At 37.7% G+C, this 16,143-nt stretch carries 23 protein-coding genes; 3 read left to right on the top strand and 20 right to left on the bottom strand.

Annotated elements, in window-relative coordinates:
• Nucleotides 1–224: 224 nt before the first annotated feature.
• A complete protein-coding gene (locus ABT56_RS18940; RefSeq protein ID WP_157037916.1) occupies nt 225–941 on the bottom strand; it encodes a tyrosine-type recombinase/integrase in 717 nt (238 codons plus the stop codon).
• Nucleotides 942–1,592: 651 nt separating this feature from the next.
• Here ABT56_RS18940 and ABT56_RS18935 point away from each other — a divergent pair.
• The 3 genes from ABT56_RS18935 (at nt 1,593) to ABT56_RS18925 (ending at nt 4,262) form a co-directional block, all read left to right on the top strand.
• Nucleotides 1,593–2,045: a hypothetical protein gene (locus tag ABT56_RS18935; protein WP_047880478.1), complete on the top strand. Its 453-nt coding sequence runs from the start codon at nt 1,593–1,595 to the stop codon at nt 2,043–2,045.
• A gap of 1 nt (nt 2,046) precedes the next feature.
• Complete coding sequence (locus ABT56_RS18930; RefSeq protein WP_047880477.1) at nt 2,047–2,976, top strand: hypothetical protein; 930 nt, start codon at nt 2,047–2,049, stop codon at nt 2,974–2,976.
• Between the two features lie 338 nt (nt 2,977–3,314).
• Complete coding sequence (locus ABT56_RS18925; RefSeq protein ID WP_047880476.1) at nt 3,315–4,262, top strand: coiled-coil domain-containing protein; 948 nt, start codon at nt 3,315–3,317, stop codon at nt 4,260–4,262.
• A 379-nt stretch (nt 4,263–4,641) separates the two neighbouring features.
• On the opposite strand, the gene ABT56_RS18915 is transcribed toward ABT56_RS18925, so the two are convergent.
• From ABT56_RS18915 to ABT56_RS18830, 19 genes are all read right to left on the bottom strand, one after another.
• Nucleotides 4,642–4,926 carry a hypothetical protein gene (locus tag ABT56_RS18915; protein WP_157037915.1) on the bottom strand — a complete coding sequence of 95 codons (285 nt, stop codon included), beginning with the start codon at nt 4,924–4,926 and terminating at the stop codon, nt 4,642–4,644.
• Nucleotides 4,927–4,949: 23 nt separating this feature from the next.
• Complete coding sequence (locus ABT56_RS18910) at nt 4,950–5,186, bottom strand: hypothetical protein (RefSeq protein ID WP_047880473.1); 237 nt, start codon at nt 5,184–5,186, stop codon at nt 4,950–4,952.
• Nucleotides 5,187–5,202: 16 nt separating this feature from the next.
• Nucleotides 5,203–5,526 (bottom strand): hypothetical protein, encoded by a 324-nt coding sequence (locus ABT56_RS24680; RefSeq protein ID WP_053062566.1) that lies wholly within the window; start codon nt 5,524–5,526, stop codon nt 5,203–5,205.
• A gap of 11 nt (nt 5,527–5,537) precedes the next feature.
• The gene (locus ABT56_RS18900; RefSeq protein ID WP_047880472.1) at nt 5,538–5,837 is read right to left on the bottom strand and encodes a hypothetical protein; all 300 of its coding nucleotides are present in this window, start codon (nt 5,835–5,837) and stop codon (nt 5,538–5,540) included.
• A gap of 15 nt (nt 5,838–5,852) precedes the next feature.
• A complete protein-coding gene (locus ABT56_RS24600; RefSeq protein WP_276203189.1) occupies nt 5,853–5,978 on the bottom strand; it encodes a hypothetical protein in 126 nt (41 codons plus the stop codon).
• A gap of 7 nt (nt 5,979–5,985) precedes the next feature.
• On the bottom strand, nt 5,986–6,414 hold the full coding sequence (locus ABT56_RS18895) for a hypothetical protein (RefSeq protein ID WP_047880471.1): 429 nt from the start codon (nt 6,412–6,414) through the stop codon (nt 5,986–5,988).
• An 11-nt stretch (nt 6,415–6,425) separates the two neighbouring features.
• Entirely contained in the window at nt 6,426–6,662 is a 237-nt protein-coding gene (locus tag ABT56_RS18890; RefSeq protein ID WP_047880470.1) for a hypothetical protein, read from the bottom strand.
• Between the two features lie 118 nt (nt 6,663–6,780).
• The gene (locus ABT56_RS18885; RefSeq protein ID WP_169753950.1) at nt 6,781–6,960 is read right to left on the bottom strand and encodes a hypothetical protein; all 180 of its coding nucleotides are present in this window, start codon (nt 6,958–6,960) and stop codon (nt 6,781–6,783) included.
• A 62-nt stretch (nt 6,961–7,022) separates the two neighbouring features.
• A complete protein-coding gene (locus tag ABT56_RS18880; RefSeq protein ID WP_157037914.1) occupies nt 7,023–7,334 on the bottom strand; it encodes a hypothetical protein in 312 nt (103 codons plus the stop codon).
• A gap of 623 nt (nt 7,335–7,957) precedes the next feature.
• Entirely contained in the window at nt 7,958–8,989 is a 1,032-nt protein-coding gene (locus tag ABT56_RS18875) for a hypothetical protein (RefSeq protein WP_047880467.1), read from the bottom strand.
• A 694-nt stretch (nt 8,990–9,683) separates the two neighbouring features.
• On the bottom strand, nt 9,684–10,442 hold the full coding sequence (locus ABT56_RS18865) for a hypothetical protein (protein WP_047880465.1): 759 nt from the start codon (nt 10,440–10,442) through the stop codon (nt 9,684–9,686).
• The gene (locus tag ABT56_RS24060) at nt 10,406–10,681 is read right to left on the bottom strand and encodes a hypothetical protein (protein ID WP_157037913.1); all 276 of its coding nucleotides are present in this window, start codon (nt 10,679–10,681) and stop codon (nt 10,406–10,408) included. The genes ABT56_RS18865 and ABT56_RS24060 overlap by 37 nt, the downstream gene beginning before the upstream one ends.
• A gap of 1 nt (nt 10,682) precedes the next feature.
• Complete coding sequence (locus ABT56_RS18860) at nt 10,683–11,135, bottom strand: lytic transglycosylase domain-containing protein (protein ID WP_047880527.1); 453 nt, start codon at nt 11,133–11,135, stop codon at nt 10,683–10,685.
• Between the two features lie 16 nt (nt 11,136–11,151).
• Nucleotides 11,152–12,123 carry a hypothetical protein gene (locus ABT56_RS18855; protein WP_047880464.1) on the bottom strand — a complete coding sequence of 324 codons (972 nt, stop codon included), beginning with the start codon at nt 12,121–12,123 and terminating at the stop codon, nt 11,152–11,154.
• Nucleotides 12,124–12,222: 99 nt separating this feature from the next.
• A complete protein-coding gene (locus ABT56_RS18850) occupies nt 12,223–12,927 on the bottom strand; it encodes a hypothetical protein (RefSeq protein ID WP_157037912.1) in 705 nt (234 codons plus the stop codon).
• Nucleotides 12,928–12,991: 64 nt separating this feature from the next.
• On the bottom strand, nt 12,992–14,020 hold the full coding sequence (locus tag ABT56_RS18845; protein WP_047880462.1) for a trypsin-like serine protease: 1,029 nt from the start codon (nt 14,018–14,020) through the stop codon (nt 12,992–12,994).
• A 197-nt stretch (nt 14,021–14,217) separates the two neighbouring features.
• Nucleotides 14,218–14,568, bottom strand: a complete 351-nt coding sequence (locus tag ABT56_RS24055) for a hypothetical protein (protein WP_157037911.1) — start codon at nt 14,566–14,568, stop codon at nt 14,218–14,220.
• 16 nt (nt 14,569–14,584) lie between these two features.
• Nucleotides 14,585–15,553 (bottom strand): hypothetical protein, encoded by a 969-nt coding sequence (locus tag ABT56_RS23370; protein ID WP_053062564.1) that lies wholly within the window; start codon nt 15,551–15,553, stop codon nt 14,585–14,587.
• Nucleotides 15,550–16,068 carry a hypothetical protein gene (locus ABT56_RS18830; protein WP_047880460.1) on the bottom strand — a complete coding sequence of 173 codons (519 nt, stop codon included), beginning with the start codon at nt 16,066–16,068 and terminating at the stop codon, nt 15,550–15,552. The genes ABT56_RS23370 and ABT56_RS18830 overlap by 4 nt, the downstream gene beginning before the upstream one ends.
• Nucleotides 16,069–16,143 lie beyond the last annotated feature (75 nt).

Here is a 16,143-nt window from a genome sequence, read left to right as displayed (position 1 = left end):
AGGCTGCATGGCCTGTTTTCTAGTCACTCGCTCATTAGTGATAATGCTTGATAATTGTGCGTAATGCACACAACAAAAAATTAGCAATGCTCATTCTTTTCCTGAATAGCCAAATTAAATTATCCACACAAAAGGCGAACGCCAAAAAAGGTTATTAGTTTACTCAAATAAATACTACGTCCTCGGTACTCATTATGGCAATGAGTACCGACAACACAGAATAATCAATATTTCATATTGAGGTCTGAAATAGCATTTTTAATATCAGCATCTTTGCTGACGACATAAGGGATCGTTGAATTAATTGATGACTGTCCGAGCGCATCTTTAACGACATACCACGGCTGCGTTTCAGCAAGTGCAGTAGCAAACCATTTTCTGAATGAGTGAGTACCTAAAGCAAAGTTTATATTTAACTCTTGTTTTACAGCATTCAAAATCTTATTTGCAGAGCGAATGTTCATTGGCAATCCTTCACTTTTATGATGTCGGTTCGCAAATAGAAACTCATCATTCGGATATATTTCGTGTTGTTCTTGAACGATCTCTTTCATTGCTGGCATGACATGGATTGTGTGCCGGGCTTTTTTCTTGGCCTTGGCTTCTAATTCATGGAGAGGTGTTTCAGGCTTCTTTTGAATTAAATGAGTCAAGACCTTGTGATAGACCTTTTGCTGTATCACATCGAACTCGGCAACAAACTTCCCTTTCTCATCATAGAAATCATCATAGCGTAGCCAAGAGCAGTCACTATATCTCAGCCCTGTTAATGCTTGCATATATAACAATTTCGCCAGTACCGGGTTTTTATCGTAAACAGTATCAATGATCGTCATTAGCTGTTCCCTTGATTCTGGCGGTTGTACTGGTACTTTTTTCGACGTTGTTTTGACAATATCCCGGCCAACCCGCTTTACGTCGATACGTGATATTTTTCTCACATTCCCACCTTTTTACCGTTAAATAAAATTGGATTCGGATCGCTTACTTTATCGTTCAAAGCGGCTAAAAATCAGCCGTACAGCAAAACAAGCAAAAGACACAAATAAATTGTACCGAACACAATAATGATATTTTAATACAAATATGCACACAGACAGGCTATCACCTAGTATTCAACGATGTAATATAAAAACAGCAAAAAAATACCGAGTAATCAATTAGCGTTTAATACACTGTTTTGTAGCTCACTGGCTTACCAGAAAAGGCCATTTTGCTGCCCTCCCAAACCCATGCTGCAATAAAACATAACACATTGATTTATAAGGCTTTTTCCTTAAATCATCCGGTGTGCGACCACCCCACCCTATGCGTAAAAAAAGGCATTTTTACGCATAGGTGGCTATTTTATCAAAATCACCAAGGTAACACCTCAAAAACATTCAATAATTTACCGTGTGACACTGTAACGGTGGTATCTCAGCACCACTTATCGTTACGCTGTCACGTTACCCCGCTCCATTACTTTATTTATTTCTAACTTTCTTTATTTCTTTCTTTATTTCTTTCGTCATTAATTTCTTTCGTTAATGTTCCTTTAATCAAAACTAATGCTATTTTTTGTGTATAGAACACAAAAAAGGATAGCTCCGATGAATTTTGCCGCTCGATGCGATTTATTAAGAACGGGAACCAATGATGCTGCGGTAGCCAAGAACTGGCATAGATCGCTCGTCCCTTTGGTACGCAAAGATCTCAATTTACGTATCATCCAGCGTAGGTCTGCCGTACCTGATACGGAATACTACTCGTTGCTAGATAGTGAGATCGCAGATATTGAGAGCCTTTTAGATAGATTTTTCAGGCAGTGGCCGCCAGCCAAGGTGCGGGAAATTCAGGACACCATTTCGCCCCGCACAATCAAGATCGCGGAATGGCAAACCGGACTGTCTGATGACCTACCGCTCAAGTCGCTAACACTGATCTCGCAACCGACAGAGCGTTTCCTGTTCTACCTCGACACTGAGAACGGCGATGTTTTTAAGGTGATTAACACGGCAAAAAATCGTCCTAACATGCGTCAAATCGTGACATGGAGTTATTAAGATGAATGCACTAATGCATAAGATTTATCTCAACTCTGCGGGTATTGCTGGGCAAATTAACCAGCAAGCCGCTCAGTTGGATTTGGCCATCAAGCAGATCATGCAGCAGCACACCGAGCAAAAGACCATCATTGATATGGCCGCGTCTCTAGTCGCTAATTCCAAGCCGCAAAATTTTCTTATGTTGGTTTGCAACACGGAAACTATCACTAGAAACGGCTTTACCCTTGGTATTGGGTTGCCCGTGGTTTATTGGGTTCAATGCAAAAATGGACTCAACATTACCCTGTCCCAACAGGCCGAATGGATTGAAATCGCCCAAAGATTTTCATTTGCAGAACTAATCGACCAGACGATGAGCATTGACGAATTGGCCGATCAGTCGCTAACTCAGCTTCTTGACGTTTTCGCACTAAAGCCAAAACTACTGGCTGGCTATGATATTTCAGCCGTCATTGTTAAGAGCAAAGGTACAAAATGCGCCGGCGATTTTGAGTGTGACGGTTCAACACGCATCCCTCGTTCAATGTTCTTTCTCCGAAAACCGACAGCGAGTGAATATGACCGTGTGTTTTGCAGCCATCCGGCCAATTTCACTGGCCTCTCACCAGAGCAACAGCAACAGTGGCTTATTCAACTAACCCAATCTCATTCGAAAACTGGCTCACTGAATGCGGTCGGATATCTAGTTAATGACACCGCGTTAGTTGTACACACGCCGGAACGGTTATTCACGTTATCCGGTAACGATATCTCAAGCCTTTCTCGATGCCAGATCGCTTGCATCGAAGGGATCAGCAAACTCGATACTTACCCAACCAACTTGAGGTTACGGCTACAGAATATGGTTGAGCGGTTCGCTATCAGCGTACAGCAGCAGCAATTATTCGTGGATCACGCATGGCTATCTGATTTGGATATGGAGATATAACAATGAAAAACCGACCGGATGAAATCGTATTACGAGGGAATATCTACCGATATTCTGAAATGACCGCCGAACAGCTACACAAACGCCGTGTTAGATATATGGTATTAACCACGAAACTGTACCGTTCATTGACGTTAAATGGCTTTAATCCAACGTCATTCAGCAATTACAGACGGGCGAAAAGTCGCATCACTGCACTATCATCATGGATAACAGAAAAGAGAAAAATTACTGCGATCAATCAGTAATTAAAAATCGACAGCAGAAGTATAAGGGGCACATTCTTGATAGAATGTTGCCCTATAACTTGTCAGGCACTAGCAGCAAGAGGAATGATAATGCGTCCAACCGAAGTTACCGACCAGAGCATCATTGAAGCAGGTCATATCCTGATTGATGAAGGTACACAGCTAAACAAAATCACAGGCTATGCCTTGCGTCAGAAAATTGGTAAAGGTACGCCTACTCGCCTTATTGGTGTTTGGCAAAGCTATTTAGCTGACCAAAACAATAATCCATTGGATTCACAATCCATTGTGGACACAGAAAGCAGCGAACAGATAGATATCAATGATGTATTGGAACACTCGTTCTCAAGCGTTGAAGGGATTTTTAACGGCATTATTGCAGCAGTCAGAAAGCAAGTTGAATCCGAACAAGAAGAAAAGATGATTGCCTCTTTGGCCATTAAAGATGATGAACATCAAAAGGCCATTGAAGAACTGATCAACAATCAGAATGCTATTAGTGAATCAATATCAGATTTGAATATGAGTATTGATGAGTTGTCAAATACAAACGATGAGTTAACAAGTCGCAATGACGAACTCAAAGGCCAGCTTGACGAACTGAATGCCAAGCTGTTGGAGGCCAATACTAATAACGCCGCTGTTCAAGACGAAATTCAACAATTAAAATCAGAGAAAAGAACATTAGATGTCGAGTGTGAAGAATACAAAGCATCAATTAAACAATTGAATATCAAAGCGCAAGAGCTTAATGAGGCATTAATCCATAAAACCGAATTACAGGGTGAAATTAACACACTGAAAACGGAACTCAATCACATGTCTGAATTGAAAGAGTCAATCAACGGATTACGTAAAACGGAAGGCTTATATCACCAAGCACAAGGTGAACTAAATATTTTGCGAGTTGAACATGAACAGCAAAAAAACAAGCTAGAAGAACAGGGCCGACAGCTAGAAGAACTTGCGCATCTACGACATATTGAATCTGAATATAAGCGGTTGATCGTATCAGATAATGAAACTAAGGCCGAGTAATTAAATAGTCCTTACTAGGAAATGTAAATTCCCCGTCCAAACAGACCTGCATTCCTGTCCTGACATTATTCGGGACAGGAGACTACTCAAGCTTTAATGCCCACTTAGCAACGAATGTCCATTATCAGTGTGTCGGTACTGCGCTTTCTGGTTCCTATAGTTTCGCTGACTCTTTAATTTTAAATTTTCCTGTTACATGGTCAAATAAGTCTGGTTCAGCTTGTTCACTGCTATCCCAGCCGAACATCCATTCATCGTACCGCCAATCCCCTTCATTATATGGGCAACTATCGGGCGTGACCCGCAGACGAAATGCTTCACTACGCTTCGACAAGATCCAATTAACCCTTTTATTGATTCGCGCATTTTCCATTCGTCCCTATTCAATACTACGTTTCCAAAACAATGGCCACAACAAAGCTTTGATTGCAATTGATCCACCCACAAGAGCGCCGTGTCCATTTTTTGCGTGTTTGACAGTATTCAAATCTACAAGTTGATCATACGAAAATAGCACACCGTTACCGACTATAATCCATAGCAGATAAAGTACAGAAAACATAAAATAACCTTCTGATTGTAAGTAGATTACAACAGGAATAGTTAATGCGGCGAAAGATCCTAATATTCCTATTAACACTAATCCGTCATTCCGGTTCATCATTTTCCCACCACGGCTCACTTTCGTTACTTGCTGTTCAGTTCTGATTTCATCAAAAAAAGACAAATAATAATAGGTAAAATGATAATGACAACTGGACGGGCTTCCTCAATAGTGATTGAGCCAGTATTGAACCAACTAAAAATTACGAGCCCTGAAACCAGCAGGCTAACAGTGATATAAAATAAGGCAATAGCCTTGCCACCATTAGTGCTGAAAAAATCGATTAACCATTTACCTGCATTTATTTTGTTATACTGCATTTTCCTATCCTCCTGATTAAACAATTATAGGTTCTTCACAACATGGGCACTCGCCTAAAGAAAGTATTTTGTACTTTGAAAAGCTCCACGATTTTACTAATTGCAAGTCACTTTCAGTTAGCTCACTAAAACCCTGACTGCTAACAATGCCAGTTATGTCATAGCACCGATCATCAATCATGGTGATAATGTGATCTTTCTGTTTGCTGATTAGGGGCCGAGACTTAGGATAAAGCGATTTAAGAAACAAATGGAACTGATAGCAAGAGCCTTGCATAAAGATTGTTTCGATATACCTGTCCGTTTCTCTCAGCGATGCTATTAGTTTCTCAACATCCATATTAAACACCGTTACATTGGCTGGCACTTGGCCAATTGACTGTTCATAGCTATCTGTAAAGCTCGATAATCATCTTGACTCATACGGTTGACATATAGAGGCATATTGGCCTCTTGAACTCCGAGAAATGCTGGGATAAGGATTTTTAATAATTGATTTGAACAGTCATCGCAAAGTAGATAACCACGTTCAGCATCCCAGACATCACCAGCCTGACATTCATCTTTAATGTGCAAAAGTCTCGACTCAGCACAAAGCTTTACTGATGCAGTTTCACTGCATCTTGCGCAATATTTTTGTTCCTCACTCATATTCAATCCTTATTGCTATTGATCAATACCTTGTTCGTGCTCAGTAGTACAAGCCTCACAAACCATAAATGCATAATGATGCTGGGCATCGGATACTAAAATTTCATGGCAAAGTTTGCACTCATATACTTGATTTTCCATATTCCCATCACTCCCACAGTTTTTTAAAGTCACTTGATAGAGTTTTAAATTGTCCTTCTGAACCGCCGTAACCGGAACTAGAGTTCGTTACATCTCTTAGATGCTCAAGCACGGCGTCTACAGCATTTGACCACTGAGACATACGATCTAGCTCTGAATATGGTAAGTTTGCTAACCGCTTTTCTAGCTCAATTAACCCATCTGAAAAGTTATCTCCAATTGCGAAAGGGAGCCAATCTTGAGACAACAAAAAGTCGGTTGCAGGAATCATATCTAAGTCGCCAGCTTCTGAAGCATCTTCAACTTCTTCCAATAAATAGGAGCTTCTTGCAATGCAAACCCATACACCTTTTGAGTACCTGTCATCCCAAGACCTTAAACCGAAACCATGTTTTGTAATTAAGGCATTGATCCTATCTAAACCTATTATGTTCATTTCCAATCCTTCTAATTAACATTCTTTGCTGCTTCTTCTAGCTCTTTTTTTCGATATTCATCTGGCTCACCGCAAACGATAAAAAGGCAGTCTCTCATAGCTACAGAGGGGTTCGTGTAGCGCCGTTTGTGCAAATATGAAACCGTTTCTGTTTCGAGTTCAACTATCTGCCACTTGAAAATATCCTGTGAAATTTTTATTACTTCTACTCGTATGGAGAAGATTTTTAGAGAAGAATACACTTCCATATTCCATGTCTCCTAAGTCGATAATTTATTTGCCAAGTTTGACCCAGCGTTCAGCTTGGCACTAATAAATTGTGGTAATGCTTCCAGCTCTTTCATTAATTCGCTCATATTCCACTCCTTACAAAATTGCTCGTTGAACCTCTTGGTGATAATCGGCCTGTGCTAACTCTTGTGCGCTTGCCAGTGAATCTATGCCAGCTTTAATGTTGACCACTGAGTTACCCAAACACCAATCGACGCTAAATAGATTGCCGTACTGAGTCACGACATACGACCCACGGAAGGCTATAGCCGTCATTATCCAATCTTCACTTTGGAACCAGCAGAGAGTTTTAACTTCGAGCGACATTTTCCCCATTCCTATTCGTATTTGCCGAGGTAAAACTCACGAGCATTCCAGCTTGAATCTAATGGCTTTCTATCTAAGTTCAGGTGACTGATTGTGTATTCAGTATCTACAACACCAATTTCGATCCACCCGATTTGCTCTGTTCTAATTTCATTTTTTTCAATTACAGGCCACTGAGAAGCTACGTGATTAGCACTGTTCGCCATTGTCTCGTCGGCGTAATTAAGAGCTGCTTCGTTTAATTCGGATAGAGACTCACGGCCTGTAACAACAAGCACGACTGACAGCCCCTCAAAGCCTTTAATTTGCTGAAATTTTGCCATATTCCCATCCGGTTTAATGCTTAGTTTGGACTGTTCCAGCACATGACTCACACCATGTACCGATAATATTTACATTTAAAGGCTGAACAGCCGATTCACTATCAATTCGCTCCTTTTGAGCGGATAGTGTAACCATCGTTTCACCAACCAAAATATCCCGTCGGCACTTGTCACATTGACAAAAAACTTTATCGCTCATTTTCCCATGCACTCCTGATTGTTTCCCCATTATCGTTACTGTTCGGTAGTAATAATAGCCATAATGTGATGATGTAACACCTAAACCAAAAAATTATGACATGAAATGCCAGCATTGTAATTATTACTTTATTTAACTAACGCATTATGCGTATTGGGCAATTGTTTTTGTAGTGGTTATTTTGTTTGTTAAAACCCAACAAAAAAGATAGTTTAATAATTAACAGGTAAAATTTTTTGCCCATCTTGGTAATTGATTTTGCATTAGACCAGCCCCTCTACGCGGCCTCTCCTAGCCGCTTTCTCACTTTGGCCACATAGTCCTTCCGAAATAGGTTCACGCCAATGGCTGGCCTTATAAGCCTCATTGGCGATATTGATTTGACGCAATCAAGCCTGATCCCAGTAACTATCAGTTTTCCACTCTACTCTTGCGTCAAAATTGTCTTGGTCAAGCCTTGGTTGACCACTGTTGCAGGTACAAACACCCAGCGGCTACCACGAACTCGATTGGAATGCTTGCCTTGATAATAACGTTCACTCATTAATTGACGGAAATAAAACGTCCGTTCATGCGTATCTGGCCGCGTTCCATTGGCATTTTCGGTATCACGGTACAAACCCAGTTCCATAAAAGTAGCCGGTGTGTTTTTAACAGCCTGACACTGCTCAAATTTGGCCGTTGATTTTGGTAAGCCCATTCGAAGGAACCTCCCTTCACTTGCCGTGTGATAAACAAACAAAGATGCGACTAACTTGATCAGGCGAATTTCTATCTCCATGTCTATATCGTTTGCTTCTCGTTGCTTACGACGATACAAGTCATGATGCTTCTGATTAACCTTATCCATGTAAGACTTGAATTGTTCGATGTTATCTATCGCCAACAAATCAGGAATTTCGTGCTGATAAAATTGCACTCTGACATAACCATCAGAATGACGGTCTTTAAAGCACAGTGAAATCTTAATGTCATCAATGTCTCGGGGTGGAGACTGCAATACATGACTGTCACCCATAAGTGCTTTACAAAATGGTTGATAAATCAACTCATCAGCCATTTTATTATCACACACATTGACCATAAATGATGGAAGATGAACGCCATTGAATTGATAGCCGCTTGGCATTGCCATCACGAAAGATTCTGCCGGGTACGTCAGAATGGTGATATTCGAAATATCATACTTAGCATTGAACAACTTATCTAACAGAGTTGAATCACAAGGGTAAATGATATTGTTATTTCTAAACAGTGAAAACTCATCAGCCATCACATGGATTTCTATCGAACTAGCAAGGAAATCAAAAAGTTCGGGTGTCATGTGTTTCTTTAATAGTTCAAATTGCTTTATCTTATTCTGCTTGGCTTTCTTTCCTGTAACGTATTGCTCCATTGACTCACCCCAATGGATATTACTCGGCTTGTATAGTTGGTAGTGTTGTTTTCGTGTCATCAGTTCGGCCTCCTTGTGATGTAGCTATCATACATAAAGCCGGAGAAGATGAAAGATAACGAGTAAGCAAAACGCCCCTCATTTTATAGAGAAACCTTAACTTTTCGTGTCTGCTTAATGTTTGAACTAAGCAAAGCTCATGTTAACCTGATAGAAACATTCAATTACTAAGGAATGATGATGAAAGTTTTCGCAATTGTACAATTACTGATGATTGCGTGTATGTTTTTAACGTTCAATATTATGCAGTTTTTGGGCTTACACGCATATATAGTCCATGTTGGTATCGTTATTTGTGCCTTTTTCTCAATGAGGGCAATTTGGCTTGATTATAAAAAAGTAGAACTGTCATCATTAGACATTTATACCTGCATCAAAACAGTTATGCTCGTTAAGTAAATTATGCTTACTTATTGCCCACTTAAGTAAAGCAACACTTGAATATGTCTAGCATATGATGTATTTTTACCTTGTCGTTCGTATATGACAGTTCATGTAGCAGTGATAAATTTATAGTTCGACAAAAGGGGAGCTTAGGCTCCCTTTTTTCATATCTGTTTATTCGTATACAGTCACCGTTTTCTGACCAAAGTAAGGCTTTCGCTTTAACCGAAAAATCACAAATCTCATAAATCAAAAGGCCAGCACTATGCCAGCCTTTATCATGGGCCCAGATCTTCTAACCTACATTAAATCACTTAGTCAAATCGAAACCAGCAGTAAACGATACACCCTCAGTCTCAATTACAAGAGCTTCAGTTTCTGATGATTTAGGCTGAATTGCTGCCACCTCCGATTCCGAGTTAGGCTGTAAATCAACTGCCGAGTCAGCCTCTAAATCTTCTTCTGTCATCTGCTTTTTATCAACAACAACATTGTTTTCTTTCAACGTTGATTCAATATCTTCTCCGTGGCCTTGTTCTTGAGCTACTTTTAACGCATTAATACCTATATTATAGAGTGTACCGGAAAGATTTAGCAGACTAGCATTTAGCCGCTTAAGACGTTTGACACGACTCTGAGAATCTAACTCACCATTAAGCCACATCACATCTAATGCCCGATTGAATTGGTCAACTGATTGTATTAGCTTGATAAACTTTCCGGCAAGGGGCGTTTGCAGCTTGTATTTTTTCGCAAAAGACATTGAATATTCAATATTGTCAGTTAGCGATTTTTTCTTAACCATATCATTAGCACCGTCAAGCAATTTCATCACACGATCTGTTTCGCGATCAAGTAATTCATTTGCCTTTTCATTTGCCTTTTTTGCCATTTCTTCATTTGCAATGTAGTACAGAACGACATCTAATTGGAAAAGAGAGTTAAGAACTTTTGGAACATAAAAATTGGTTAGACGAATTGCACCATCGGTATAAACAGTTAAATCATGCAATAAGTATGGTTTTGAGTATTTCATTTTTCTAACAGATTGTGATTTATTTTCAGCCATAATGTGTCATCCTTAATTGGTTGTTTTTTTTCTACTTTTAAAACATGAGATTGGTGTGATGAAATATACGATGCACCACCAATTGATTTGGGATTGTTTTGTGCCGTAACCACCGTATGATAGTTTTGACTCTCCAAAATACGGTGTATAAATGTTCCAGCATTACAAGGCTTTGGATCTTGTTTGGCCGAACATCCTACGATACTTAATGTCAGAATTATAAAAAAAATTTTCTTCACATTAAACGTCTTCCTTATTTATAAAATAAACATAGTTTTCCTTTACCTTCTTAATATATTTCATCTTTGCATCTATTGCAGCTTTTGAACTTTTATTGCCAACATTATATTTCCCAATCGTGTCCCAACTGTAGCCGAATGACTGAAAATTACTGGCCAAGATCCAAGCTCCGATATGTATATTAAGGCATGGTTTTAATAGGTCATCTATGTCTAAGTCATATTGCTTTAATTCGTTTAACCACCAACTATTTATCTGCATAAGTCCATAATCACAGCTTTCGTCACGATTAGAACAATTGATTGCATGAGGGTCAAATGAACTTTCTGTATATGCAACTGCCATTAAAATATCAATGTTTATATTATACTTTTCCCCTGCATTATTAAAGCAATTATAATATGTATTTTTTGCAAAAATAGGTTTAGATAAAACTAACGCAAAAATAATCATTGTTAACTTGATAAAATTAATCATTTTTCAGTGGGTCAAAGAAATCTAACATAAATCCATTATGATAGATTTTTGGTAAAATAAACGTGGCAAACTTTACATTCTTATCAGAGTAAGAATCATATTCCCTTGGGAAGTTTGGAGTATAATAATAAAAACTACCACCTAATTCCGCAGTGACTGTTTTTAGGAAACTATCATATAATTCAGGAGATAAAGGTTGCTGTAACGCATGAGAAACTGATGAGTATGATACCATACCAAATATAGAACGTTCATCAAAGCCATGATTTGATGTGATCTTATCACTTAAATTAGTCTTAGCTACTATAGCTTTTGATATTTTGTCACGTCTATATCTAATATGAGTCATACAAGTATTCTTACCGACAGCCCCATCAATCATCAACCCCATCCAGTAAAAATCATCATTTATAAAGTTAGGTTCTTTGCAGCCGCCGCCAATAATAAAACTTTGTACTTCACCATATCTATCTGCAAAAGATCTAACGTCATATTTAATAGCAGGGTTCATTTTTATCAATGACCTCATAATTGACAAATTAATTTTATCGAATAATTCTTTATCCGTTAAATTATTATTGTCAACAATGATCCATTGAGGAACAGAACTAGGGTGATTAGATGCAGAAATATTGGTAATAATTCCTCCGAAAGAATCAATTATTGCTGATGTGAAATCCCCTGCCAATAATGATATACCAGCACTAAAAAATGATGCACTGCCCATTCCCGATTTCGTCATTTCGGCAATTTTATCAATTTCAATGTCAGTTTTTTTTATATCTCTTAATGGAGACGAACCATTAGCAAATGTTTTACGTGTTAAAAATGTCTGGTTAGCTATGTTATATGCTTCACTATAAGCTGGATTTAGTTTTTCAGTTCTATCAATCCCACCGTTATGATTAGCCGAACATCCAATCATAAGTGAAGATAAACAAACAAAAAATAACATTTTTTTCATGATAACCTCCATAATAATATATACATATAATAACACTACAGTTAAATCTTCAAACATAATCAAATAAAAAGGCCAGCATTATAGCTGGCCTAAAGCAATCTAATTGGTGTCAGTAATGGCTCTGAGTTCAACTCTTACCCACATCCCACCTAAAGAATCCAAAGCGTGTGAATCTCGAACGCCGCGCAATACACTAAACATTACACGAGTAGGTATTCCTTCGTACCATTTCATTCTTCGGCTAACCAAAATAAAACCATTCCTCGTTACCATTCGCTCAAATACTTTAAAATTTCTAAGCTCTTTTTTTATTGAAAAAATAGGTGAAATCATAACCATTTTAGTTATACCTACCCTCTTGCTCTCACTTATTGCGACTTCAAGATCTTTATATATTCTTCTAGAAAATTGTTCATCAATCTTACTAAGATGAATAGTGGCCGATTGTGAGCAAGCGGTGTTTAGTTCTATTGTAATCCCTTTTGCTTTAGAATCTCTAATCACAGGTTTTACTATCGAACAAGAAAATAAAAAAGTAATTGCGAAAATAACAATAAGATCTAATGCCGATAATTCACTCAGAATAAAGAAATACGGAAAAAGTGAAGAAATTAGAATTGCCACCATCTTAATTGATTTTTTTAATACAAATACTATCGTTTCTTTCCTAAACTCTCTCTTTGTATTCGAAAACGTAACAAGTGATGTTTTAAATGGATTTAGAAATTTTATTTTTAAACATAAAAAAGGAAATGCGAATGTTAATATAACAAACAAAAAAAACTGAAAATATATTTCAATCATGGTAAACACCAAAAAAGCATCATCCATTAATGATAGATGATGCTTTATTTAAAGATGAAAGTAGTTAGATCTTTTTACGGAAAGCCGCTAAGAAACCAAGAAGAATCATACCAAATAATCCCATTGAACCACCGCCTGATTCACCACCGTTATTATTTCCACCATCAGGTTCTGGCTCTGGCTCTGGTTCAACATGAGGGTTAACAGTAATTTTGTAATTACCCAAATCGACAAAACCCTCTTGACCATTACTGCTCAAATCTAACGTACAGCGTTGGAACGCATCTACCACCCCATCAGTGACACACGACCCGCCCAACACCTGTACATCACCTGATGTGAATGTACCAGAATTAATTAACTCATTCAGATCAGTTGGTTGTGAATGCAGTGATTGAAGTTCTACTGTACGCTGACCTACCAATTCAAAATTAGTCTCACTGTGCCAACCATTGATAGTATCAAGAATCCAATTTTTCACAACTGGTGCTGAAATCATAGATCCTGATTGAGCATATTCACCTGACCCCTCAACCGTATTCGACCCAGCATTTACCGCAATAATCTCACCATTAGCATTTAATACAGGAGCACCACTATCACCTTCAACACTATGCACAATGCTATCGACATACATAACATTTGTTTCAACAACATTAGATACTGTATTAAAACCACCATGTAAATCTGCTATACCATTATCGCGACCAAATCCCATTAGATAAACAGAATCACTAATGACAGGGGCATCCGAAGCATTTAAGTAAATGACTTTATTCGTAGGAATAGTATCATTAAGCTCCCACAACGCAACATCATCTGTCCCCTCGTAATATAGCTCGGCGTGACGCTTACTTGGCATGATTGACTTACCATTAGATAGCTTAATTGCACGAGGAAACGGGTTACTTTCCCATGCACCACAATGACCAGCGAGCAAAACAAAACGACCTGCTAGAATTGTACCAGTACAATTTGATTCTACTAAGTATGGATAATCTGACCAGCTTAGAGCGTCCCCACCCTCCACAGCCCATACAGAAGAAGAAGCTAAAGCCGCTGTCAATGCAACATTCAATATCAATTTTTTCATTTTATATCCCTGCAAGTTAATTTGTTGAAATCTTATATAGATCATAACCTGACTTACAGATAGACATAAGATAAAAAAAACAATTTTTCAGAAAAAAAAAGCGTTGCCATTTACCAACTAATATTTTTGTGACTAAAGTGGCAAATAAAGCAACGCAATCATTAAATTATTGTAAATTTCACGTATTTAAAATAGTATCATCCCCATTTTTCGCAAAAATATAAAGTATTCCCTCCCCAAGTCTCTTGGCTAGCCCCCGTGTAACCACTAGGGCAAGAACATGCACCAGTAAAAAAATTATTCTCCACACATCGGCCATTATAATGTCGATAGCTTCCACCATAAAGATATAGTGAACTGCTACTAGAATTTTCATTAGGCGCTCTGTTCATATTCCACCATTGGTTAGCGATTGTATTGCTTGGTGTATCTTGAACACTAGCATTTAAATGAACCGAGTAACGATTGACATCATTAACGGTTACTTTTGCTAATACACTAAAACTTATCATCATTGATAATGATACTATTAGTATTTTTTTATTCATAACTTACCCTTTAATATTAATAACAACCTAAACGCACATTTAAATATCCATTCTCATGTTGATGCCATTTACTATCACTTTTCCTTTTTGCATTGTAACGTAACTTTACTATATACCTATTTCCATGATCTTCTACTATCGGTGTAAAACCATTAATCCCTATATATTGAATATATGTATTTTGATTCAACACCGAATGCACGTTAACATTCAACTTTGGCTCTAAACCAACAGGACAAGACCAAGCTGTTTTATAAATAGTTGTGCCTGATGGAACAACCATTTCTGAAATAGTACCTCTCGATATATCCAATTGAGAACCATTGGAAGTTTTAACACTAATTTGGCTAGCATTAAGAACAGCCTTATTACCAACATCCCAAGTATCTTTGAGTATAGTATTTCCGTCAGAAGTTATAAATTTTTCAGTATCTAACGATGGATAATTAGTGACTGGATATAAACGCAATATCAATTTAGTACGATCTGAACTTAAATTTGAATTAGCAAGTTTCGATAGCTCTGAAAGATACAAATTGTACAACCTCTTTTCTGAATTTATGTTGGGCAGCGGTATTTCAAACGTTGCAATAGGTACGGCCACAGGGGGTGTACCAGATGTCGGACTTAAATTATAATCAATCTTTGAATTGTAAGGTGTATTAAGCAAATCAGTACATAGCCCATTATTTTTATCCGCGTTAGTACAGCTTTCCCATAGACCTTTTTTAACAAGTTCATTCTCTAAACTAGCTTTGGGTGGAAAAATACCAACATCTGAATCTTTTAAGCCAGATTTGATTTTTATTAATTGATAACGCTTTATGGACTCCTGTAAAGAAGACAATCTATTTAAAAATGGAACAACCTGTTGAGATTTTACTTGCGATAAATAAATACGGTCAGCCATCATCGTAAAGGCAGCAGTAGCAAAACCAAAAGCTATGATTAGGCCCAACAAAAAGAATCCTTTTTGATTTTTCATTGTATATAGCATCCTGTGTTGAAATCAAAATGTCTCTGATCGATATCTGGCAACGTAAATGGATAATAAATGCTAATTGACTTATCATCTTTTACTTTTGAATTTGGAATTAAATCACTCATATTCCTTGCTTCTTTTAAGCTGTCTAAATTTACATTTATCATCGCCCCAGCAGCATATTTAATTCCATTCATTTCATATGTTTTAACTGTTAAATCATAACCCAAATAATTTTTTTTGGATGTAATATACCCCTCACTGACTAACTGATTAACATTCTTTACAGGGATTTTATCTATTGAATAGCAAGGCTTATTTTCGGCAATTTTTGGGTACGTATTATAAAACAGCTCAATACCGTCTTTAATGGCAATAGATGTTTCCTTTATTTCTGTTGCTTTGACATAATTCGATCCAAAATTGATAATGCTAGATATAAACATTACGACTAATGTAACACTAACAGAATAATAAATCGCCAATTCTGCGACCATGATACCTTTCTGGTATTTCATATCATCACCGTAATAAAAAAGGGCGCATTGAGTGCGCCCTTATGATGTGCTGAACTTTTGATGTGCTGAATTAAC

This window comes from Photobacterium aquae (assembly GCF_001029445.1).
Taxonomy (GTDB): domain Bacteria; phylum Pseudomonadota; class Gammaproteobacteria; order Enterobacterales; family Vibrionaceae; genus Photobacterium; species Photobacterium aquae.
This window is presented reverse-complemented; position numbering and strand designations above follow the sequence as displayed.